This is a genomic window from Paenibacillus sp. MT86, from assembly GCF_058792535.1.
In genome coordinates this window covers 949,553-965,827 of the sequence record NZ_CM179499.1, presented here as the reverse complement: position 1 = coordinate 965,827, position 16,275 = coordinate 949,553, and the positions used below count along the sequence as shown (strand labels likewise).

Sequence of the window (16,275 nt, the reverse complement as noted above, 5' to 3'; positions counted from 1 at the left end):
TCCTTACTTGATCTTCTCCACCACGGCGAAGGCGGAAGCCAGCGTGGCCTGATGGGAAATCGTCAAATGAATCGCATAATGGGCGGGGCCCCCCAAGCCCAGGCGGTCCCAGGCTTCCTTGGACAGACTGGCTTCCGGCCTGCCGAGAGCACCCGGCATTACTTCCATGTCATGGAATCCGATCAGGCGGCCGATTCCGCAGCCAAATGCCTTGGATATCGCCTCCTTGGCAGCAAAACGCCCGGCAATAAACTCCGTCCGTCTTGCCCCCTTCTTAGCGGCAACGGCCTGCTCTTGCTGCGTAAGCACGCGCTGAATGAACTTCTCTCCATGCGGGCCTGTCATCAACGTCTCCATTCGCTTCATGTCCAGCACATCATGCCCGATTCCGTAGATCACAATCGTCTGCTCCCCTTCGTTGATCCAGTCTTCCTGTTCCAAAAAAATAAACACTCTTTCTTATTGTAGCAGTCGATGTCCGCCAACGCGAGACTACGGTGTTACAACAGCATGAATTAAATACATTTGTTGTATTTCAAATTTTATCCATATAAACTGAACAAAACAGCATATAAAACAAAGGAGGAATCATGTTTTGGGTACATTAATTTATCACGTTGCCGTTTCGCTTGACTATTTTATCGCAGATCAGGCCATGATGGAGGGAAGAATCGATCAGACCCTTTTTTTATTCGATGGGGAACATGTTCCGGACTTTCTAGCGGAAATCCAGGACTATGAGGCGGTCCTCATGGGCGGAAAAACGTATGCGTTTGGTTTTAAGATGGGGGCTAAGCCGGGGGAGCCAGGTTACAAAGGTCTTAAGCATTATATATTCTCACGTTCGTTAGAATTCGAATCCAACGATGAGGTTGAATTGATCAAGGAGGACGCCATCCCCTTCATCCGTCATCTCAAAGAACAGGCAGACGGCAAGCTGTGGCTGTGCGGCGGCGGAGAATTGGCAGGAAGCCTGCTCCAGCATAAACTCATCGATCAGCTTGTTTTAAAAATTAATCCAGTGATGGTTGGTGACGGTGTTCCGTTATTCGGCAGTGTCAAACCCAGGTTGAAGTTCGATTTGATCGATATGAAGCAATATGCCAACGGCGTTCTCAAACCGACCTACAACATCATATATAACTAGTCTCTATAAAAAATATAAAGCCTTCCGGGGGATGGGATGATCCTCCGAAAGGCTTGTTGCGCTTGGGATATGGTTATGTTAGATGCCTGGAATCGTATTGCGCTTGTGCGCCGTTTTGACGTAATAGCTCTCAAGCTTCTGCTGAACCTCGGGATTGATCGTTTTGCCTTCCAGATAGTCGCTGTTATCATCATAGCTGATTCCGAGCTCTTTCTCGTCCGTCTGTCCTTCCCAAAGTCCGGCAGAAGGCGCTTTGTCCAGAATCGATTGCGGTACCCCCAAATAGGATGCAAGCATGCGAACCTGACGCTTGTTCAGGGAACTCAGCGGCGTAATGTCCACTGCGCCGTCCCCCCACTTGGTATAGAAGCCGGTAATCGCCTCGGATGCATGGTCCGTGCCGACAACGATCAAATTCTGCTCGAATGCCAGCGCATATTGTACCACCATACGCACTCTGGCCTTCACATTGCCTTTGCCGGGGATACTCATATGTTGATGGACGCCGATATTCTTCAGGCCATGCTCCACTTCCAAAGCAACCTCGTTCACCGCCTCCTCGATATTGGTCTCGACGGTATATTTCAAATCGAAGGCCTTCGCCGTTGCGTAGCTGTCGGAAATATCGGCCTGTTCGCCGTATGGCTGGAACACCCCGAGCGTCTTGTATTCCTTGCCGTTCTCCTCCGTGAGCTCGTCTGTAGCCCGCTTGCACAGGCCGGCGGCTACGGCCGAATCGATCCCGCCGCTAATGGCGATCAGCAGTCCGGAAGTGCCGGAGTTCTTCACGTAGTTTTTCAGGAAATCCACGCGCTTGCGTACCTCTTCCTCCACGTTAATCGTAGGCTTGACACCCAGTTCAGCGATAATTTGTTCTTGCAGGCTCATGATAGATGACTCCTTTCAGTATGTTCTCTCTAACTTAAGTACTTCATTCATACAACAAAAGCCCCGCGGCTTCGGAATATGCCGAATGCTTCGGGGCCTATGTAACTGCCGAATTACTGGCAGTAGCGATTGAATGCGTCGGTCAAATCTGCGGCGATTTCCTCGGCGGAACGGTTCTCCACTTGATGACGCTCAATAAAGTGTACCAATTCCCCGTCCTTCAGCAGCGCAATCGATGGGGAGGACGGAGGATACGGAGCAAAATACTCACGGGCTTTCGCCGTTGCTTCCTTATCCTGTCCGGCGAACACGGTATACAAATGATCCGGCTTCACCTGGTTCTCAAGCGCAATGGCTACACCAGGACGTGCTTGCCCTGCTGCGCATCCGCATACGGAGTTTACAACGACCAGCGTTGTGCCTTTCGCCTCCGGAAGCACTTCTTCCACCTCTTCAGGTGTTGTGAGCTCCTTGATTCCCAAACTGGTCAGTTCATCCCGCATCGGTTGAACCATATCGCGCATATATCGGTCAAAAGACATACCCATAACTGCTTCACTCCTTATATAAACAAGATTGTTCGAATTATAACAGCTCATCGATATCTATATTATACAATCCTAAAGAGTGAAAGCAAGAAAATACAAAACGAGCAGCATCACAAAATGGGATACCGCCCGTCTTCTTGCTTCAATCATCATACTAGGTAGCAGGATAGTTTACCCCGTCCTTTTTCTTGTCAACGATGGGCTCGCCACGGCGATCTTTGTTTTCACGCTCCTGCTGCTCCTGTTGCTTGGAATCGTTCTTACTCATCCGAATCCCTCCTTTACCCTGAGCTCTGCCTTATGATGCGTAATTAACAGACCGTTTATTCGGAAGCGGCAGCGCTCTGGGATTCCGTCAGGCCGTGCGGGTACGAGCGGACAGGAAAAGAAATGATGAACACCGTGCCCTCGCCTAGGTGCGATTTTACGTCTATCGTTCCATGATGACGCTGTACAATGCTCATGCACAGGGCGAGTCCAAGCCCCGTCCCCTTGCTCTTCGTGGTAAAGAAAGGTTCAAACAAGCGCTCCAGCTCATTCTCCGGTATGCCGATTCCGGTATCCGCCACATACAACTGGGCGAGGTCTCCTTCCAGCCGGGTTTCGATCGTCAACGTCCCCTTGTCATCCATGGCCTCCATCCCATTGCGGCACAAGTTCAGAATGAGCTGCTTCATTTCCTTGGCATTCAGATACAGTTCGGGAATGCCGGTTCCCAGTTTCAGCTCGATGTTCTGTCCGCGCAAATTGGCGTCCGCCCACAAGAGCGGGCTGAGCTCATGGATAATGTCATGAAGGTGGCACTCTTCTTTCTCGGCTGCCCGGTTCTGGGCCAGGGACAAAAAGTCGCTGATGATGCCATTGGCCCGATCGAGCTCTTCCATGACGATCCGGTAATAATGATCCAGCGTATCCGGACTCTTCTCTTTCATAAGCTGCAGGAATCCGCGCACGACAGCCATCGGGTTGCGAATCTCGTGGGTGATGCTTGCCGCCATTTGGCCGACCAAGCTTAACCGTTCTACATTAATAAATTCCGTGCGGAGCTTCTCAAGCTCCGTAATGTCTTCCATAATGCCTACCGCACCCATGATGTCGCCGTTCCCATTATGTATAAGCGGATAAATGCCGGTAGAATACACTCTAGTAGCGCTGCGCATAATTTCCCCGGTGCTTTCGACACCGTTTATGGCTCTCTGAAATCGGCTGCGCAGATGTTCCTTTTGAATCATGCCCTCCAACAAGTCGAACAACGGCCTGCCGATGACATCCTTGGTGGTCAGATTGGGAAACACGCTTCGAAAGCTGCGGATAAGCGGTTGATTAAAGGCGATGATATTGCCGCTGCGATCCACCGCAACCATCCCTAAAGGAATCATCTCCATCATTTTCGTTAATGAAGCAATCTCTCCGCCCTTCACGTCGTACTGGCCCGAAGCCAGACGCCCAGAGGTTAATTCGATCCAATACACGATCACGCCCGAATAAAAAATGCCGATCAGCATATACAGAATGGTCACCAGAATCGTGTCCGGATTCAGATCGTCATTCCTAGCCTTTCCTTCCATCGCGTGGCAGGCTACAATAATCAGCATAGCCGGAACGAGCGCGCTCCAGAGCCAATAAATCTTTTCGGTCATGGAGCCTTGCTTGAAATTGGAGGATACCCTAGGTAATAGCGAGTATCCCAAGACAAGCAAATTCAGAACGAGGCCAGTCGTTGACCAGCCGTTAATCAGCCCATGGCTTGTGGCATAAATTACTGCAAGACATAGCCCTGAACTCCTGCTTCCATATAATATGCCTAAAAATAACGGGATCACGCCAAGATGGATCGGAACGTAATAATCGCTCATTGCAGAAATCAAGACGCACAATACGGTGCTGATTCCGCTGGCAATGACAATATGCTTGCGAAATCGAAGCAGATCATCCGGGTTCTTCTTGTTCAGGCACTTTAGATGTCTGTCGAGGAGAAGCGGCAGATGAAAGATGAGTGTACCAGACAGCAAAACTTGCAGCAAAATATCTTTCCATAGGCTCAGCACAGTGATCCATCACCTCAATTGGACAACGCATCTAATATTTCTGATTAAAGCACAGGCGACATCATATTACAATATCTTGTAAATTCCTGCAGCGGCGAAGGAGTCCCACGTCTTATGTCCTATCCATGAGGTTTGGGATAATTCGTGAATATCCTATATAATAAGATCCATCTATTAATTGATATACCCCCAAAGGAGCTATGAGCAAACATGCTTGATTATGATATTATCGTCGTCGGAGGCGGACCTTCCGGATTGATGTCCTGCGTGGCTGCAGGGGAAAGAGGAGCTTCTGTCCTCTTGATCGACAAAGGGGACAAGCTAGGCCGTAAGCTTGGCATCTCGGGCGGCGGAAGATGCAATGTCACGAATGCCAAAGAACAGGATGAATTGATTGCCAACATTCCGGGGAACGGACGCTTTTTGTACAGCGCTTTTCAGCATTGGAACAACAGGGACATCATGACCTTCTTCGAGGGTCTTGGCATTCGGCTGAAGGAGGAAGACAACGGGCGCATGTTCCCTGTTACGGACAAAGCCTCCAGCGTGGTGAATGCCCTGATCGGCAAAGTGAAGGAGCTCGGTACCGATATCCGGACGAATAGCCCGGTGAACCGCGTTCTCTATGAGAACGGCCGGACGGCCGGGGTCGAGCTGAAATCCGGGGAAGTGATCCACTCTTCCTGCGTGATCATTGCCACCGGCGGGCAATCCGTGCCCCAGACCGGTTCGACGGGAGACGGTTATCCATGGGCTGAAGCCGCAGGCCATACGATAACGGAGCTGTATCCGACCGAGGTGCCTATCGTGTCTACCGAGCCTTTTATTGCCTCTAAAGAGCTGCAGGGCTTGTCACTGCGGGAGGTGGAGCTGTCCGTCTGGAATCCGAAAGGAAAAAAAGTGATTGCCCACCGGGGAGATATGCTGTTTACCCATTTCGGGGTGTCCGGACCGATCGCGCTTCGATGCAGTCAGTTCATCCGCCAGGTGCAGCGGAAATTCGATGTCGTCAACGTGGACATGGCCATCGACATGTTCCCCGAGCGCTCTCAAACGGAGCTTGCGGCCGAGCTCAAAGGGCGATTGGAGGATGAGCCGCGAAAGAGCATCAAGAACGTGCTTAAGGGCATGCTGCCGGAGCGGATGATCCCGCTGCTGTTATCCAAATCGTCCATCGATAGCGACATGATCTGCAGCGGCATATCCAAAGCCGCGCAGGAAAACCTGGCCTCCGTTCTTAAAAAGTTTACGTTCCGCGCTTCAGGCACCCGTTCGCTGAAGGAGGCCTTCGTGACGGGCGGCGGCGTCAGCCTCAAGGAAATCCAGCCCAAAAGCATGGAATCGAAGCTGATGCCCGGACTCTTCTTCTGCGGCGAGATTATGGATATACATGGATACACCGGCGGCTACAACATCACGGCCGCCTTTGCGACCGGATATACGGCAGGCAAGCATGCCGCCGAGTCCGTATCGCACATAGCCGATTAAAAAAGCGCCGGAATGCCCTGTAGACGGGAGCATTCCGGCGCGCTTTGATTATTCCTGAGGTTGGCGTTTCTCCTCCTTGTATACCGGCCAAGACATGAGCGATGGCGCGACCATGAGAGCAAGCACGGTCAATGCAAGCACGGCGAGCCATCCCATTACGCCCTGAAAAAGCGTTAACCCTGCCACGAGCGAATAAAGAAATGCGGGAACGGCGAGCAAAGCTCGTACCGCAACAATGCCGGCGGCTCGATGCTGCTGATTCGTAAACGGAAGCACATGCATGAATTCGGCTTTGGCAAACAATGCCCATCTTGTGTTCAGCCAATACGACATCATCAAGACAAGGGCGGCATAAACGATGATTTTGATGATCAGCGGCGGCAGCCAGACGGCCGGGATGCCGACCAGCGTAATCTGAACGTACAATAACAAGCTCTCAGGTTGGCGCAAAATCGCTTTAAGCCCCGCGTCAGCGAGCCTTTTCTCCGCCGTGCCTTTGAACAATCGGCCGGACTTCCGCATAAACCAGGTTTTGCTTCGTATGCTGGGCGGTTTCCCGACGGCTTGAACCAACAGCTTCTCCGTCAGCTGGACCCGAGTCTTTGCATCTTCGCGCGCATCGGCCAGGAAGGTCCCCTGCATGGCCAGACGCTTTCGGCTGAGAAAAAAAAGCAGTATGAGTAGAAGCAAAACCGCCGCCCATATCACAACATAGGACTGAAGCCAAAACGTAACAAGCAAAGTCAGCAGTCCGAATGATAGCCAGCGTACAACATACGTCATCAGATGCTTCCGCCAGCCTTTATAACGGGAACGAATCATGGCCGTCCAAAGGTTGGCGCACCAGGCGCAAACGACTGTAACGGCCAGCAATGTCATCAGTGCAGTTCCGGTAATTTCATGTTCCCTGACGAGAATCGGCAGCGCCAGCACCGAAATGAACAAACCCTTGATCGTTGAAACCGCATGACTGTACGCCATGCCTCCGATCATTAACCCCTTCATCCATTCCCGCTGCTGGCGAAGAAACAATGTGTCGGCCTCTTCAAAGAATAACAGCACTCTGCCGGAAAACATGAAGAGCAGGATCGCTACCACCGCTTGCAGCGGCAGGAATTGTACCCATCCTGGAAGCGGGCTCGTCCATAACTCGCGGTATAACCCGCCTCCCAAGAGAAGGCCGGGGACAATAATGTAGAGCATCACGACCCAGTCGACCACGGTCGCCAGATTGTCGCGCTGATTCTTCCAATGAGCGGTCACCCTTTGCCATAAGAGGGAGCCCGGATGTCTGAAGTGATGTGATCGTTCCATATCCATCATCCCCCTCATGTCAGCGCATCGAAGCAGTCAAACAACGATGCGCCGGGAAGTTCAGCGGACTGCCGGATTTGGTCCAGCGTGCCCTCCGAGGCAATCCGTCCTGCGGAAATGAGCACAAATCGATCGCAAATTCTCTCCGCGGTATCCAGCACATGGGTAGACATCAATACACCGGCGCCGCGGCGCCTCTCCTCGAGCAGCAAATTCAGGAAATCGCGCGTTGCCCGGGGATCCAAACCGATAAACGGCTCGTCTACGATATAAACGTCGGGTTTGGAGAGAAAGCCGATCATCAGCATCATCTTCTGCTTCATTCCTTTGGAGAAGCCTCCCGGCAGTTCATGGCGTACCGACTCCATGCCGAACTGCCGAAGCAGCTGGGCGGCCTGCTCCTCGAAATGCTGATCGTCCATTCCAAAAGCAGCGGCTGCCAGATCCAAATGCTCCCACAGCGTCAAGTCCTCGTAAAACACGGGCTGCTCGGGAACGTAAGCATATCGCGGAGGGTTGCCCGCAATATAGACGTCGGCCTTGCTATCTTTAAGAAGCCCCAGCACCGTCTTAATGGTCGTGCTCTTCCCCGCTCCGTTCGGTCCGATCAAACCCAGAAGCTCGCCGGGCACCACTTGAAACGTTATATCCCGTATGCGCGGGCGGCTTGGTTCGTATCCTGCCTCCTGAATATCCACCTTCAGCACCGGTTCAGGCCCAAGTCCATTCTCTTGAATCTTATGCATCCTAACACCCCATCCGTTGTCTCTATTCCCAGTATTACGCATCAGGGCAAGGATTAGTTGCATTTAGCGAAACATTCTTGCATTATATCGTAGTCGTTTCAGGGACCATATGGATACCTTTCCCTGCTGCAGCGGCAACATCTTTCCTGTCGATTCTGCCTTTGCACAGCAGCAGCGGTTTGAGCCCCGCGTATTCTGCGGTTTGTGCTTGCTTCATGTCCCCCACCCTTTTCTTCCCATTTGAATTTCATTATAGGATCGGCGCGCGGAGGGCGTATCGGGCTGGAGGCATCGTGGCTGCCGGAGCCGGAGGATGAAAAATGTTTCGTCCGCATTGTGACAAATCACATGTTGCATTTGTACATTTCAGCGTAATCTTAGATTTGAAGTAATTCAGGACATGAGTCCATACCAAAGGCGGGAGAATGTATGAAGGTGTCACATGAACGCGATACACAGCTTGCGATGCACCTGTATCGGGTGTTTGCCAAGTCATTCAAGAGCGTCAACGAACATGTCGTGAATGGCAGTAAAATCGAAGGCTTTAATCCAACCTCTTTTGCCGTAATGGAAGTACTGTTCTATAAAGGCCGCCAGCCCATCCAGCAGATCGGGGCACAGCTGCTCCTGCAGAGCGGAAACGTAACTTACGTGGTCGATAAGCTGGTTGAAAAAGGCTACGTGCGCCGCAGACCCTGCCCCGAGGACAGACGAGTGATCTATGCCGAGCTGACTCCGTCCGGAGAGCAATTGATGCAGAAGCTGTACCCGCTGCATGAACAACACATCCAGCATGCCTTGGGAGGATTGGACGAGGAAGAGAAGCGCCAGCTGATCGGACTGCTGGGCAAAATGGGAAAACATGCGGAACAGGTGCAGATCGTGCGCCAGCAGGGCTGAAAAAACAAAGAGAAGAACCCTTCCTCCTTCTCGGAAACAGGGTTCTTCTTGCTCAATGTACCGGTTAGAAACGCTCAGTCTTTAAAGCCTTCCAAGGCAATGGTCGGCTTCCCGTCCGCCTGCCAGGCTCCCTTGTTGTATCCCGCATTGTATCCCGGCGTAGCTTCAGGCTCCCAGTAGAACACGCCCAGCCCGGTACCTCCCGCTAAGCCTCTCACCTTGGTCTTGATGCTCTGGATAAAGCTCTTGGCTGCCGCCGGCTGATTGTAATCCATGCCGATTTCGCTGATCATGATGCTTTTTCCATATCGGGCGGTCATGTCTTTGGCATTGGCTATCGTCTGATCGACCTTCGATGACCAATCGCCCGCTTCCGGGTACAGCGACATGCCGATAATATCGAAGTTCGCGCCGTTGCTGATCAAGCCGCCAATATTCCACTTGAACAATTCATTGTCGTAGCCATTCGATAAATGAACGATCGTCTTGGTCTGGCTGCTGACGGACTTCACCGCGTTATGCCCCGTATTGACGAGCCATGCGTAATTCTTCATGTTCGCTGAGGCCTTGCCGTCCTCCCACAACATTCCGTTGTTGGTTTCGTTGCCGACCTGTACCCAATCCGGAGTCACGCCCTTGTTCTTCATGGTGTTCATCACATAGACGGTATGGGAATAGACCGCATCCATCAGCTGCTGAAAAGTAAAATTACGCCAAGCATAGGGCTTGTTCTGCTGTCCCGGATCCGCCCAGGAATCGCTGTAATGCAGCGTAAGCATAATGCTCATGCCCTTATTCTTGGCACGCTGGGCCAGCTCGGCGGCTTTTTCCGCATTCAGATAACCGTTCATGTAATCATTCATGTTGGGATTGACCCAGACACGGATCCTTGCCGAATTGATCTGGTAATCGTTCTTCAGAATGTCCAGAATATCGCGCTGAACCCCTGTCTTGTCCTTCCACTTATACCCTTGAGCTTCCATACCTGGAACCCAGCTGATGTCCGCACCTTTTGCAAAGGCAGGTGCCGCCTCGGCGGCGCCGTTACCCGAAAAGCCGAACGTTAATGCAAGCATTGACATGCAAAGGAACATCCTGAACCAAACTCCTTTCGCGACTCCAGTCATTACGATACCTCCTTGGTTTTTCGTTCACTGCGCAAGCGACACTCTAATTGTAAGCGTTTTCCATATGGAGCAACAGGGCATAATGCCAACATATCCGGTCCTTTTCCAAGCAAAATGAACCCGGCGCAAGGGGCCGAAATGTCAGATCCGGTGCGGAAAGGACGATCACATGGAATAGGCAAATGAGCGGCGCGGTGCATGATGAAGGGACAGGCTTCGCACGAAGGCACCTGTCCCTGGAAGAGGCATGTTTTGAAACGAATCGGAACATTGGAAGGCTGAGCCGGCTTACGCTCTCGCTCCTTTTTTGATCACCTTCACTCCGTAAGGCGCCAACTCTAGCTCTGCCCCTAGGGCTTCGCACGAGATAAAATCACGGTAATCGGCTCCGTCCAGCGTGACCCGCTTCGCTTCGCCAGAGAAGTTCATCGCAAAAATGTAATCCGACTCTCCATCCGTACGAATGGATGAGCTTACGCCCGAAGGCAGCTCCACCGGCAGCGCCCGGCGGACGCCTGTCTGTTCAACGAGCTTCCTGTAAAAATCGGAATGAAAAGGCTCCTTGTTCCGGGAGGCGATATAATAGGCCCGGCCCTTCCCAAGCTGATTGACCGTCAATGCTGGCCGTCCCGCATAGAAATCGGACCGGTAAACGGCCAGCGCCTCCGCCGTCTCCAGATGAATGAGGTCGCACAGCTCAACGGCTTCATAGGCCTCGGCCAACCCAATCCTCCCTCCGTCATTCGTTACGATCCCATTGACATCGTGATCATGGAGAGCATCGATTTCCTCCGACCATATGCCGAGCGTCTTACGAAGGGGACCCGGAAATCCGCCAAGGAAGCAAAGGTCAAACTCGTCGACGATTCCCGACCAATACGTCGCAACAAATGTGCCGCCCGCTTCCACAAATTGTTGAATCCGTTCGCCCACGCCTGGGCGCACCATGTACAGCATGGGGGCGACCACCAGTTTATATCCGGAGAAATCCTGCTCCATATCGATGACATCCATCGGGACTCCCTGCTTCCATAAAGCCCGGTAGTGCTCTTGCACGGTCTCCTCATACTTGACTCCCTTATTCCGCGGACCTTGCGCATCGTTGATGGCCCAGCGGTTCTCCCAGTCAAAAATGACCGCCGCTTCCGCCGGAATGCCCGTTCCTACAACGGCATCCATCTTGTTGAGATAGTCCCCGACCTCAGCCACGTCGCCGAACACCCGCGTGTGTTCATGACCGACATGATCGACGACGGCGCCGTGCAGCTTCTCGCTCGATCCCCTGCTCTTGCGCCATTGAAAATATTGCACCGTATCCGAACCATGGGCAACGGCTTGCATGGAAGACAGCAAATGCATACCCGGACGCTTCAGCTTGCTCACCGGCTGCCAGTTCGTCAAACTTGGGGTGCTCTCCATCAGCATCCACGGCTGCCCGCCTTTGATCGAGCGGACGATATCGTGCATCATGGCAACGCGGGCTGCCTGCGCGGCCTCATCCCCGCCCTGATCATGCCAGGTCGGATAGCTGTCCCAGGATACCACGTCCAGCAAATCGGCAAACTTCCAGTAATTCAGTCCTTCAAAATATTCCATCAGGTTGGTCGTCACCGGAAGGGATGGATTGACCCTGCGGAGGGGTTCCGTTTCGTGCCGGATGAAATCCACCGTCTGATCGGTTACGAACCGTCTCCAATCCAGGTTCATTCCATGGACCTGCGTCTCCCCGTGTGGCGACGGAGATTCAACCTGGCTCCAATTCGTAATCGTATGGCTCCAGAATGCGGTCCACCAGGCATGGTTGAGGTCATCCAGCGTGGCGTACTTCGCCTGCAGCCAAGACCGGAATGCGTCCTGACAGTAGTCGCAGTGGCAATCGCCGCCAAACTCATTCGAGATATGCCAGCCGATCACGGCCGGATGATTGCCGTACCGCTCCGCAAGCTTCCTGTTGATCGTATGGACCTTCTCCCGATAGACCGGCGAAGTATAACAGTGATTATGACGGAAGCCGTGCAGGTTACGAACGCGCCTCTCGCTTACGCGCAGCACCTCGGGATACTTCTCCGACATCCAGGCCGGTCTTGCGCCGCTTGGCGTTGCCAGAAAAGCATAAATTCCATTGGCGGCAAAGCGGTCCAATACGCCGTCAAGCCAATCAAACGTGAATACCCCTTCCTCGGGCTCCAATGAAACCCATGAAAATATGCCGACGGACATCACGTTGCAATTCGCCAGCTTCATCAGCCGGATATCCTCTTCGAGCACTTCGGGATAACGGAGCCATTGCTCCGGATTATAATCGGCGCCATGCAGCATGTGCGGAACGCGCGAGCTAATCGGATTAAACGTTCGTTTCATAGTAAGTTAAACCTCCTGTTTCCTGATAGGATCGCATCTCTTATTCTTTGACAGAGCCCAGCGTCATCCCTTTAACGAAAAAACGCTGCAAAAAAGGATAAACCAGCAGGATGGGCGCCGCGCCGATAAAGATCTGTGCGGCATTCACCGTCGTCTGGGACAACAGCTCCATCTCCTTCGGGCTCATGCTCATCGAGCTCATGTCCCGCTGGATAATGACCGTCTGCAGAAAGGTCGCCAGCGGGAAATCCTTGGCATTGTTCAGATACAGCAGCCCGTCAAACCATGAGTTCCAGTGGAACACCATGCTGAACAGCGCAATCGTGGCAATCGATGGCAGCGAGATCGGCAAATAAATCTTAAACAGCATTTTGAAATGGCCGGCTCCATCGATGAAAGCCGCTTCCTCCAGTTCTTTCGGAATTCCCCTGAAGAAGTTCAGCATCAGGATCACCAAAAAGGTGTTCACGGTGCCGGGGATCACCAGCACCCAGAAGGAGTTGATCAGGCCCAGCTTCTGAATCACGATATAGAACGGCACCAGGCCTCCATTGAACACCATGCTGAACACAAACAGCCAGGAATAAACACTGCGGCTGCGGAAGACGCGGTTCTCTTTGGACAGCGGATATGCGGCCAGAAACGTCACGGCAAGCGTCAAAGCCGTTCCCAGTACGGTACGTGCAATCGAGATCCAGATCGAGTGTAGAAATGCCGGGTTATTGATCGTTTTCTTGTAAGCTTCCAGCGAAAAATCGACCGGCCATAATCCCACCAGACTGGCGTCGGCAGCGGCTTTGGAGCTGAACGAAATCGCCAGCACATGAAGCAGCGGAATGATGCAGAGAATGGCCAGCGCGACAAGCAAGCAGGTATTAAACACGTTAAATATGCGGTATTCCATCGTTTTATGGTACATGGCTCTCCCTCTTTCGCTCTGCTAGAATATACGGTAGCCCGCCCACTTGTAGGCCAGCCGATAGGATACGAGAATAAGGACCATGCTGATCACGGATTTGAACAAGCCGATAGCCGTTCCGAACCCCATCTCGCCATTCAGGATCGCTGTTCGGTATACAAAGGTATCGATGATATCGCCTTTCTCGTATACCAGCGGATTGTACAGGTTGAAGATTTGGTCAAACCCGGCATTCAGGATGTTGCCGAGCGCCAAGGTCCCGACAACGATCGTGATGGGAATCATGGAAGGGATCGTGATATGAAGCGTTTGTTTCAGGCGTCCCGCTCCATCGATTTCCGCGGCTTCGTACAGGGTCGGGCTAACGCCGGCCAGCGCAGCCAGGAATACAATCGTATTGTAGCCAAACTCCTTCCAAACGTCGGATACGATCACCGTGAACCGGAACCAGTTATTGTCTCCGAGAAAAAAGATCGGATCGATGCCGACAGCGGCCAGAATTCGATTAACAAAGCCGTCGACAGCGAGCATTTCGATCAAAATTCCGCCCAGGATGACCCAAGACAAAAAGTGGGGCAAATACACCATCGTTTGGATGCTCCGCTGAAGCGCCGTTTTTCGGATTTCATTCAGCAGAATGGCAAACACGAACGGAATCAGCAGATTGAACACGATTTTCATCACCGCGATGACAAAGGTGTTCCATATGACCTGCATGCTGTCCTGCCTTTCAAACAAGTATCGGAAATTGTCCAAGCCCACCCATGCGGAGCCGCCAACGCCCTCCCACGGCTTATAGTCCTGAAAAGCCATAATGATGCCGCCCATCGGCAAATAACTGAACAAGAACAGACAGATAAGGGCCGGCAGCAGCATGACGTGGAAAGGCCACGTTTTTTTCATCCTCTTCATCCAAGATCCTCCCGTTAAATCAATCTACCTCTTGATTATAGGACCCGTCCCACGGGGCGCAGTAGCCCACAAAACCAATATTCATGGCACGATAGCAATCAATTTGCAGCGTCTCTCATGGAACAAAAAAGACGGCCTAGGCAGGCCGCCCTTCATTACTCGGTAACCACAACTACTTCACGCTCTGATACCATTCGTTAACCTCTTTGGTGATCTGTTCCCCGCCTCCGGCTTTCCACGTTTCCACAAACGTATCAAACGATTCAACGGGCTGTTTGCCGTAAATGATCTCGTTGAGGGTTTGGTTCTCGATCTTCAGGAGATAATCCCACTTCGATTTCATGGTGGCGGTTACCGGTCCCGTAAACATGTTCTTCTTGGAGATCTCCTCTTGGGAGAGCAGCACTTCCGCAGCGGCAGGGGTATCCTTGCCATAGTTGACCGCAACGTCCTTTTCGAGGCGGCTCTCCGGCTTCCCGCCTTTCGCCAGCTTCAGCAGCGCTTTCATCTGCTCGTCCGGAATGCGGGCACCGTCGCGGACCAGCAAGTAACGGACGACATTCACGTAACCGCCTTGGATCTGATCGTTGGGCACCATTTCGCCATTGGCATCGAGCTCGAAGTCGTAGCCCTCGAACAGCCCAGGCAAAGTTATCGAACAAGTAGTTTTGATACGTGAAGAAGGCCTCAGGATGCTCCATATCTTTATGGATCAGGGTAACGCCGTTCGTATACTGCGTTCCATGGCGCATCGCAATGCCGTCAGGGCCAGCCGGAATCTGGACAGGCTTCCAGACGGCTTCCGGCGCATTCTTCACGGTATCGATCAGCGGCCAGCCGCTCATCCAGTAAGGCCCCGGAATGATGCCGGCCGTTCCGGCTACAGCCGGCTCCGCCGTTTTGTTCTCATCCCACAATGCGGCTTCCTTCGGAATGTATCCTTTATTCATCCACTCGTTCAGCTTCACCAAGCCTTGCTTCATGCCCGCATGGACCGAGCCGTATTCCAGGCTTCCGTCCTCAGCCACGTTCCACTGCTGCGGCAGCGTTCCGTAAGCGCCGAATATCCATGACGGATCGCCCATCCAGGTGCTCATGGACGTTTTGAAGCCGATGCTCAGCGGCGTGACTTTATCCGGAGCAAGACCGGACGGGTTCTGATTCTTGAAAGCATCCATCACCTGCTCAAGCTCATCCATCGTTTTCGGTGCGCTCATCCCCAGCTTGTCCAGCCAATCCTGCCGGATCCATAATACATAGTCGTGATTATAGGCAAAATCCAGAACCGGAAGCCCCATTCGCTTACCGTCCCGGCTGTACTGATTCCACACGTTGGGATCCAGATTCATCGCGTTCTTCCACGTTTCCGATGCATACTGGTCAAACAGCGTGCCGACCTCGGCAAACATGCCGGAATCGATCAAATCCTGGGCCAGCTGCTGATTTTCGGTGCCGAGCGTGACGATATCCGGCATTTCCTGTCCGGAGGACATGGCCAGCCGCAGCTTGGTTGCAAAAGCGCCGTTGGTATCCGTAATGGACCACAACGATTTGATGTTGATGCCAAACTTCTCCTTGGCCCACTTCGTAGCCACGTTGTTCTCGATCGTTTCCCCATTCTTGAATTGAAGCGTCGGATCGACGCCCCACACCGTCGTAATCGTAACTTCCGGATCGTATTTCTCTTTGTAGACGTTTTCAGTTTTGGATTCGGCCGGCTGCTGCGCCGCTTCCGGTTTCGGCTCGCCGCCGGAGCATCCGGCCAAGGATCCGGCCAGGAGCAAGGACGCGGCCAGGATCGGGAACCATTTCTTTCTTCTAGCGGTCATCGTTAAATCCCCCTTCTACCACCTTATGGATTACATGTTTAATTATAG

General features: G+C 52.6%; 14 protein-coding genes and 1 pseudogene. 3 read left to right on the top strand and 12 right to left on the bottom strand.

Annotated features, from left to right (window positions below):
• Window positions 1–3: 3 nt before the first annotated feature.
• Window positions 4–399, bottom strand: coding sequence for a holo-ACP synthase (gene acpS, locus AC3RCL_RS04175; RefSeq protein ID WP_096777114.1), 396 nt, complete (start codon window positions 397–399; stop codon window positions 4–6).
• 196 nt (window positions 400–595) lie between these two features.
• On the opposite strand from acpS, the gene AC3RCL_RS04170 reads away from it, so the two are divergent.
• Window positions 596–1,147 carry a dihydrofolate reductase family protein gene (locus AC3RCL_RS04170; RefSeq protein WP_492534625.1) on the top strand — a complete coding sequence of 184 codons (552 nt, stop codon included), beginning with the start codon at window positions 596–598 and terminating at the stop codon, window positions 1,145–1,147.
• A gap of 78 nt (window positions 1,148–1,225) precedes the next feature.
• Here the strand turns inward: AC3RCL_RS04170 and nadE are convergent, their stop codons facing one another.
• The 3 genes from nadE to AC3RCL_RS04155 all read right to left on the bottom strand — a co-directional run bounded on the left by nadE (window position 1,226) and on the right by AC3RCL_RS04155 (window position 4,631).
• Window positions 1,226–2,035, bottom strand: a complete 810-nt coding sequence (gene nadE, locus AC3RCL_RS04165) for an NAD(+) synthase (RefSeq protein WP_009594931.1) — start codon at window positions 2,033–2,035, stop codon at window positions 1,226–1,228.
• Between the two features lie 113 nt (window positions 2,036–2,148).
• The gene (locus tag AC3RCL_RS04160) at window positions 2,149–2,583 is read right to left on the bottom strand and encodes a BrxA/BrxB family bacilliredoxin (protein WP_009594942.1); all 435 of its coding nucleotides are present in this window, start codon (window positions 2,581–2,583) and stop codon (window positions 2,149–2,151) included.
• A 323-nt stretch (window positions 2,584–2,906) separates the two neighbouring features.
• Entirely contained in the window at window positions 2,907–4,631 is a 1,725-nt protein-coding gene (locus AC3RCL_RS04155; protein WP_213580205.1) for a two-component system sensor histidine kinase NtrB, read from the bottom strand.
• Window positions 4,632–4,841: 210 nt separating this feature from the next.
• Between AC3RCL_RS04155 and AC3RCL_RS04150 the strand changes: the two genes are divergently transcribed.
• Complete coding sequence (locus AC3RCL_RS04150; protein ID WP_192569742.1) at window positions 4,842–6,119, top strand: BaiN/RdsA family NAD(P)/FAD-dependent oxidoreductase; 1,278 nt, start codon at window positions 4,842–4,844, stop codon at window positions 6,117–6,119.
• A 48-nt stretch (window positions 6,120–6,167) separates the two neighbouring features.
• Here AC3RCL_RS04150 and AC3RCL_RS04145 read toward each other — a convergent pair whose 3' ends face one another.
• The 3 genes from AC3RCL_RS04145 to AC3RCL_RS04135 all read right to left on the bottom strand — a co-directional run bounded on the left by AC3RCL_RS04145 (window position 6,168) and on the right by AC3RCL_RS04135 (window position 8,396).
• On the bottom strand, window positions 6,168–7,433 hold the full coding sequence (locus tag AC3RCL_RS04145) for an ABC transporter permease (protein ID WP_492534624.1): 1,266 nt from the start codon (window positions 7,431–7,433) through the stop codon (window positions 6,168–6,170).
• A 14-nt stretch (window positions 7,434–7,447) separates the two neighbouring features.
• Window positions 7,448–8,179, bottom strand: coding sequence for an ABC transporter ATP-binding protein (locus tag AC3RCL_RS04140; protein WP_492534623.1), 732 nt, complete (start codon window positions 8,177–8,179; stop codon window positions 7,448–7,450).
• A gap of 82 nt (window positions 8,180–8,261) precedes the next feature.
• Complete coding sequence (locus AC3RCL_RS04135; RefSeq protein ID WP_283771835.1) at window positions 8,262–8,396, bottom strand: hypothetical protein; 135 nt, start codon at window positions 8,394–8,396, stop codon at window positions 8,262–8,264.
• A gap of 212 nt (window positions 8,397–8,608) precedes the next feature.
• On the opposite strand from AC3RCL_RS04135, the gene AC3RCL_RS04130 reads away from it, so the two are divergent.
• On the top strand, window positions 8,609–9,079 hold the full coding sequence (locus tag AC3RCL_RS04130) for a MarR family winged helix-turn-helix transcriptional regulator (protein WP_012819005.1): 471 nt from the start codon (window positions 8,609–8,611) through the stop codon (window positions 9,077–9,079).
• 74 nt (window positions 9,080–9,153) lie between these two features.
• Here the strand turns inward: AC3RCL_RS04130 and AC3RCL_RS04125 are convergent, their stop codons facing one another.
• The 5 genes and pseudogenes from AC3RCL_RS04125 to AC3RCL_RS04105 all read right to left on the bottom strand — a co-directional run bounded on the left by AC3RCL_RS04125 (window position 9,154) and on the right by AC3RCL_RS04105 (window position 16,227).
• A complete protein-coding gene (locus AC3RCL_RS04125; protein WP_492534622.1) occupies window positions 9,154–10,161 on the bottom strand; it encodes a glycoside hydrolase family 53 protein in 1,008 nt (335 codons plus the stop codon).
• A gap of 333 nt (window positions 10,162–10,494) precedes the next feature.
• Window positions 10,495–12,567: a beta-galactosidase gene (locus AC3RCL_RS04120; protein WP_492534621.1), complete on the bottom strand. Its 2,073-nt coding sequence runs from the start codon at window positions 12,565–12,567 to the stop codon at window positions 10,495–10,497.
• A gap of 40 nt (window positions 12,568–12,607) precedes the next feature.
• A complete protein-coding gene (locus AC3RCL_RS04115; protein ID WP_492534620.1) occupies window positions 12,608–13,486 on the bottom strand; it encodes a carbohydrate ABC transporter permease in 879 nt (292 codons plus the stop codon).
• Window positions 13,487–13,507: 21 nt separating this feature from the next.
• A complete protein-coding gene (locus tag AC3RCL_RS04110) occupies window positions 13,508–14,398 on the bottom strand; it encodes an ABC transporter permease (RefSeq protein WP_036664449.1) in 891 nt (296 codons plus the stop codon).
• Window positions 14,399–14,570: 172 nt separating this feature from the next.
• Window positions 14,571–16,227: pseudogene (locus AC3RCL_RS04105) on the bottom strand (type 2 periplasmic-binding domain-containing protein).
• Between the last annotated feature and the right edge of the window lie 48 nt (window positions 16,228–16,275).

What these genes read in the sequence shown, in the direction of transcription:
- nadE (WP_009594931.1), bottom strand. Translation starts at nt 2,035, where the DNA reads ATGAGCCTGCAAGAACAAATTATCGCTGAACTGGGTGTCAAGCCTACG.
- AC3RCL_RS04160 (WP_009594942.1), bottom strand. Translation starts at nt 2,583, where the DNA reads ATGGGTATGTCTTTTGACCGATATATGCGCGATATGGTTCAACCGATG.
- AC3RCL_RS04150 (WP_192569742.1), top strand. Translation starts at nt 4,842, where the DNA reads ATGCTTGATTATGATATTATCGTCGTCGGAGGCGGACCTTCCGGATTG.
- AC3RCL_RS04145 (WP_492534624.1), bottom strand. Translation starts at nt 7,433, where the DNA reads ATGGAACGATCACATCACTTCAGACATCCGGGCTCCCTCTTATGGCAA.
- AC3RCL_RS04140 (WP_492534623.1), bottom strand. Translation starts at nt 8,179, where the DNA reads ATGCATAAGATTCAAGAGAATGGACTTGGGCCTGAACCGGTGCTGAAG.
- AC3RCL_RS04135 (WP_283771835.1), bottom strand. Translation starts at nt 8,396, where the DNA reads ATGAAGCAAGCACAAACCGCAGAATACGCGGGGCTCAAACCGCTGCTG.
- AC3RCL_RS04130 (WP_012819005.1), top strand. Translation starts at nt 8,609, where the DNA reads ATGAAGGTGTCACATGAACGCGATACACAGCTTGCGATGCACCTGTAT.
- AC3RCL_RS04125 (WP_492534622.1), bottom strand. Translation starts at nt 10,161, where the DNA reads ATGTCAATGCTTGCATTAACGTTCGGCTTTTCGGGTAACGGCGCCGCC.
- AC3RCL_RS04120 (WP_492534621.1), bottom strand. Translation starts at nt 12,567, where the DNA reads ATGAAACGAACGTTTAATCCGATTAGCTCGCGCGTTCCGCACATGCTG.
- AC3RCL_RS04115 (WP_492534620.1), bottom strand. Translation starts at nt 13,486, where the DNA reads ATGTACCATAAAACGATGGAATACCGCATATTTAACGTGTTTAATACC.
- AC3RCL_RS04110 (WP_036664449.1), bottom strand. Translation starts at nt 14,398, where the DNA reads ATGAAGAGGATGAAAAAAACGTGGCCTTTCCACGTCATGCTGCTGCCG.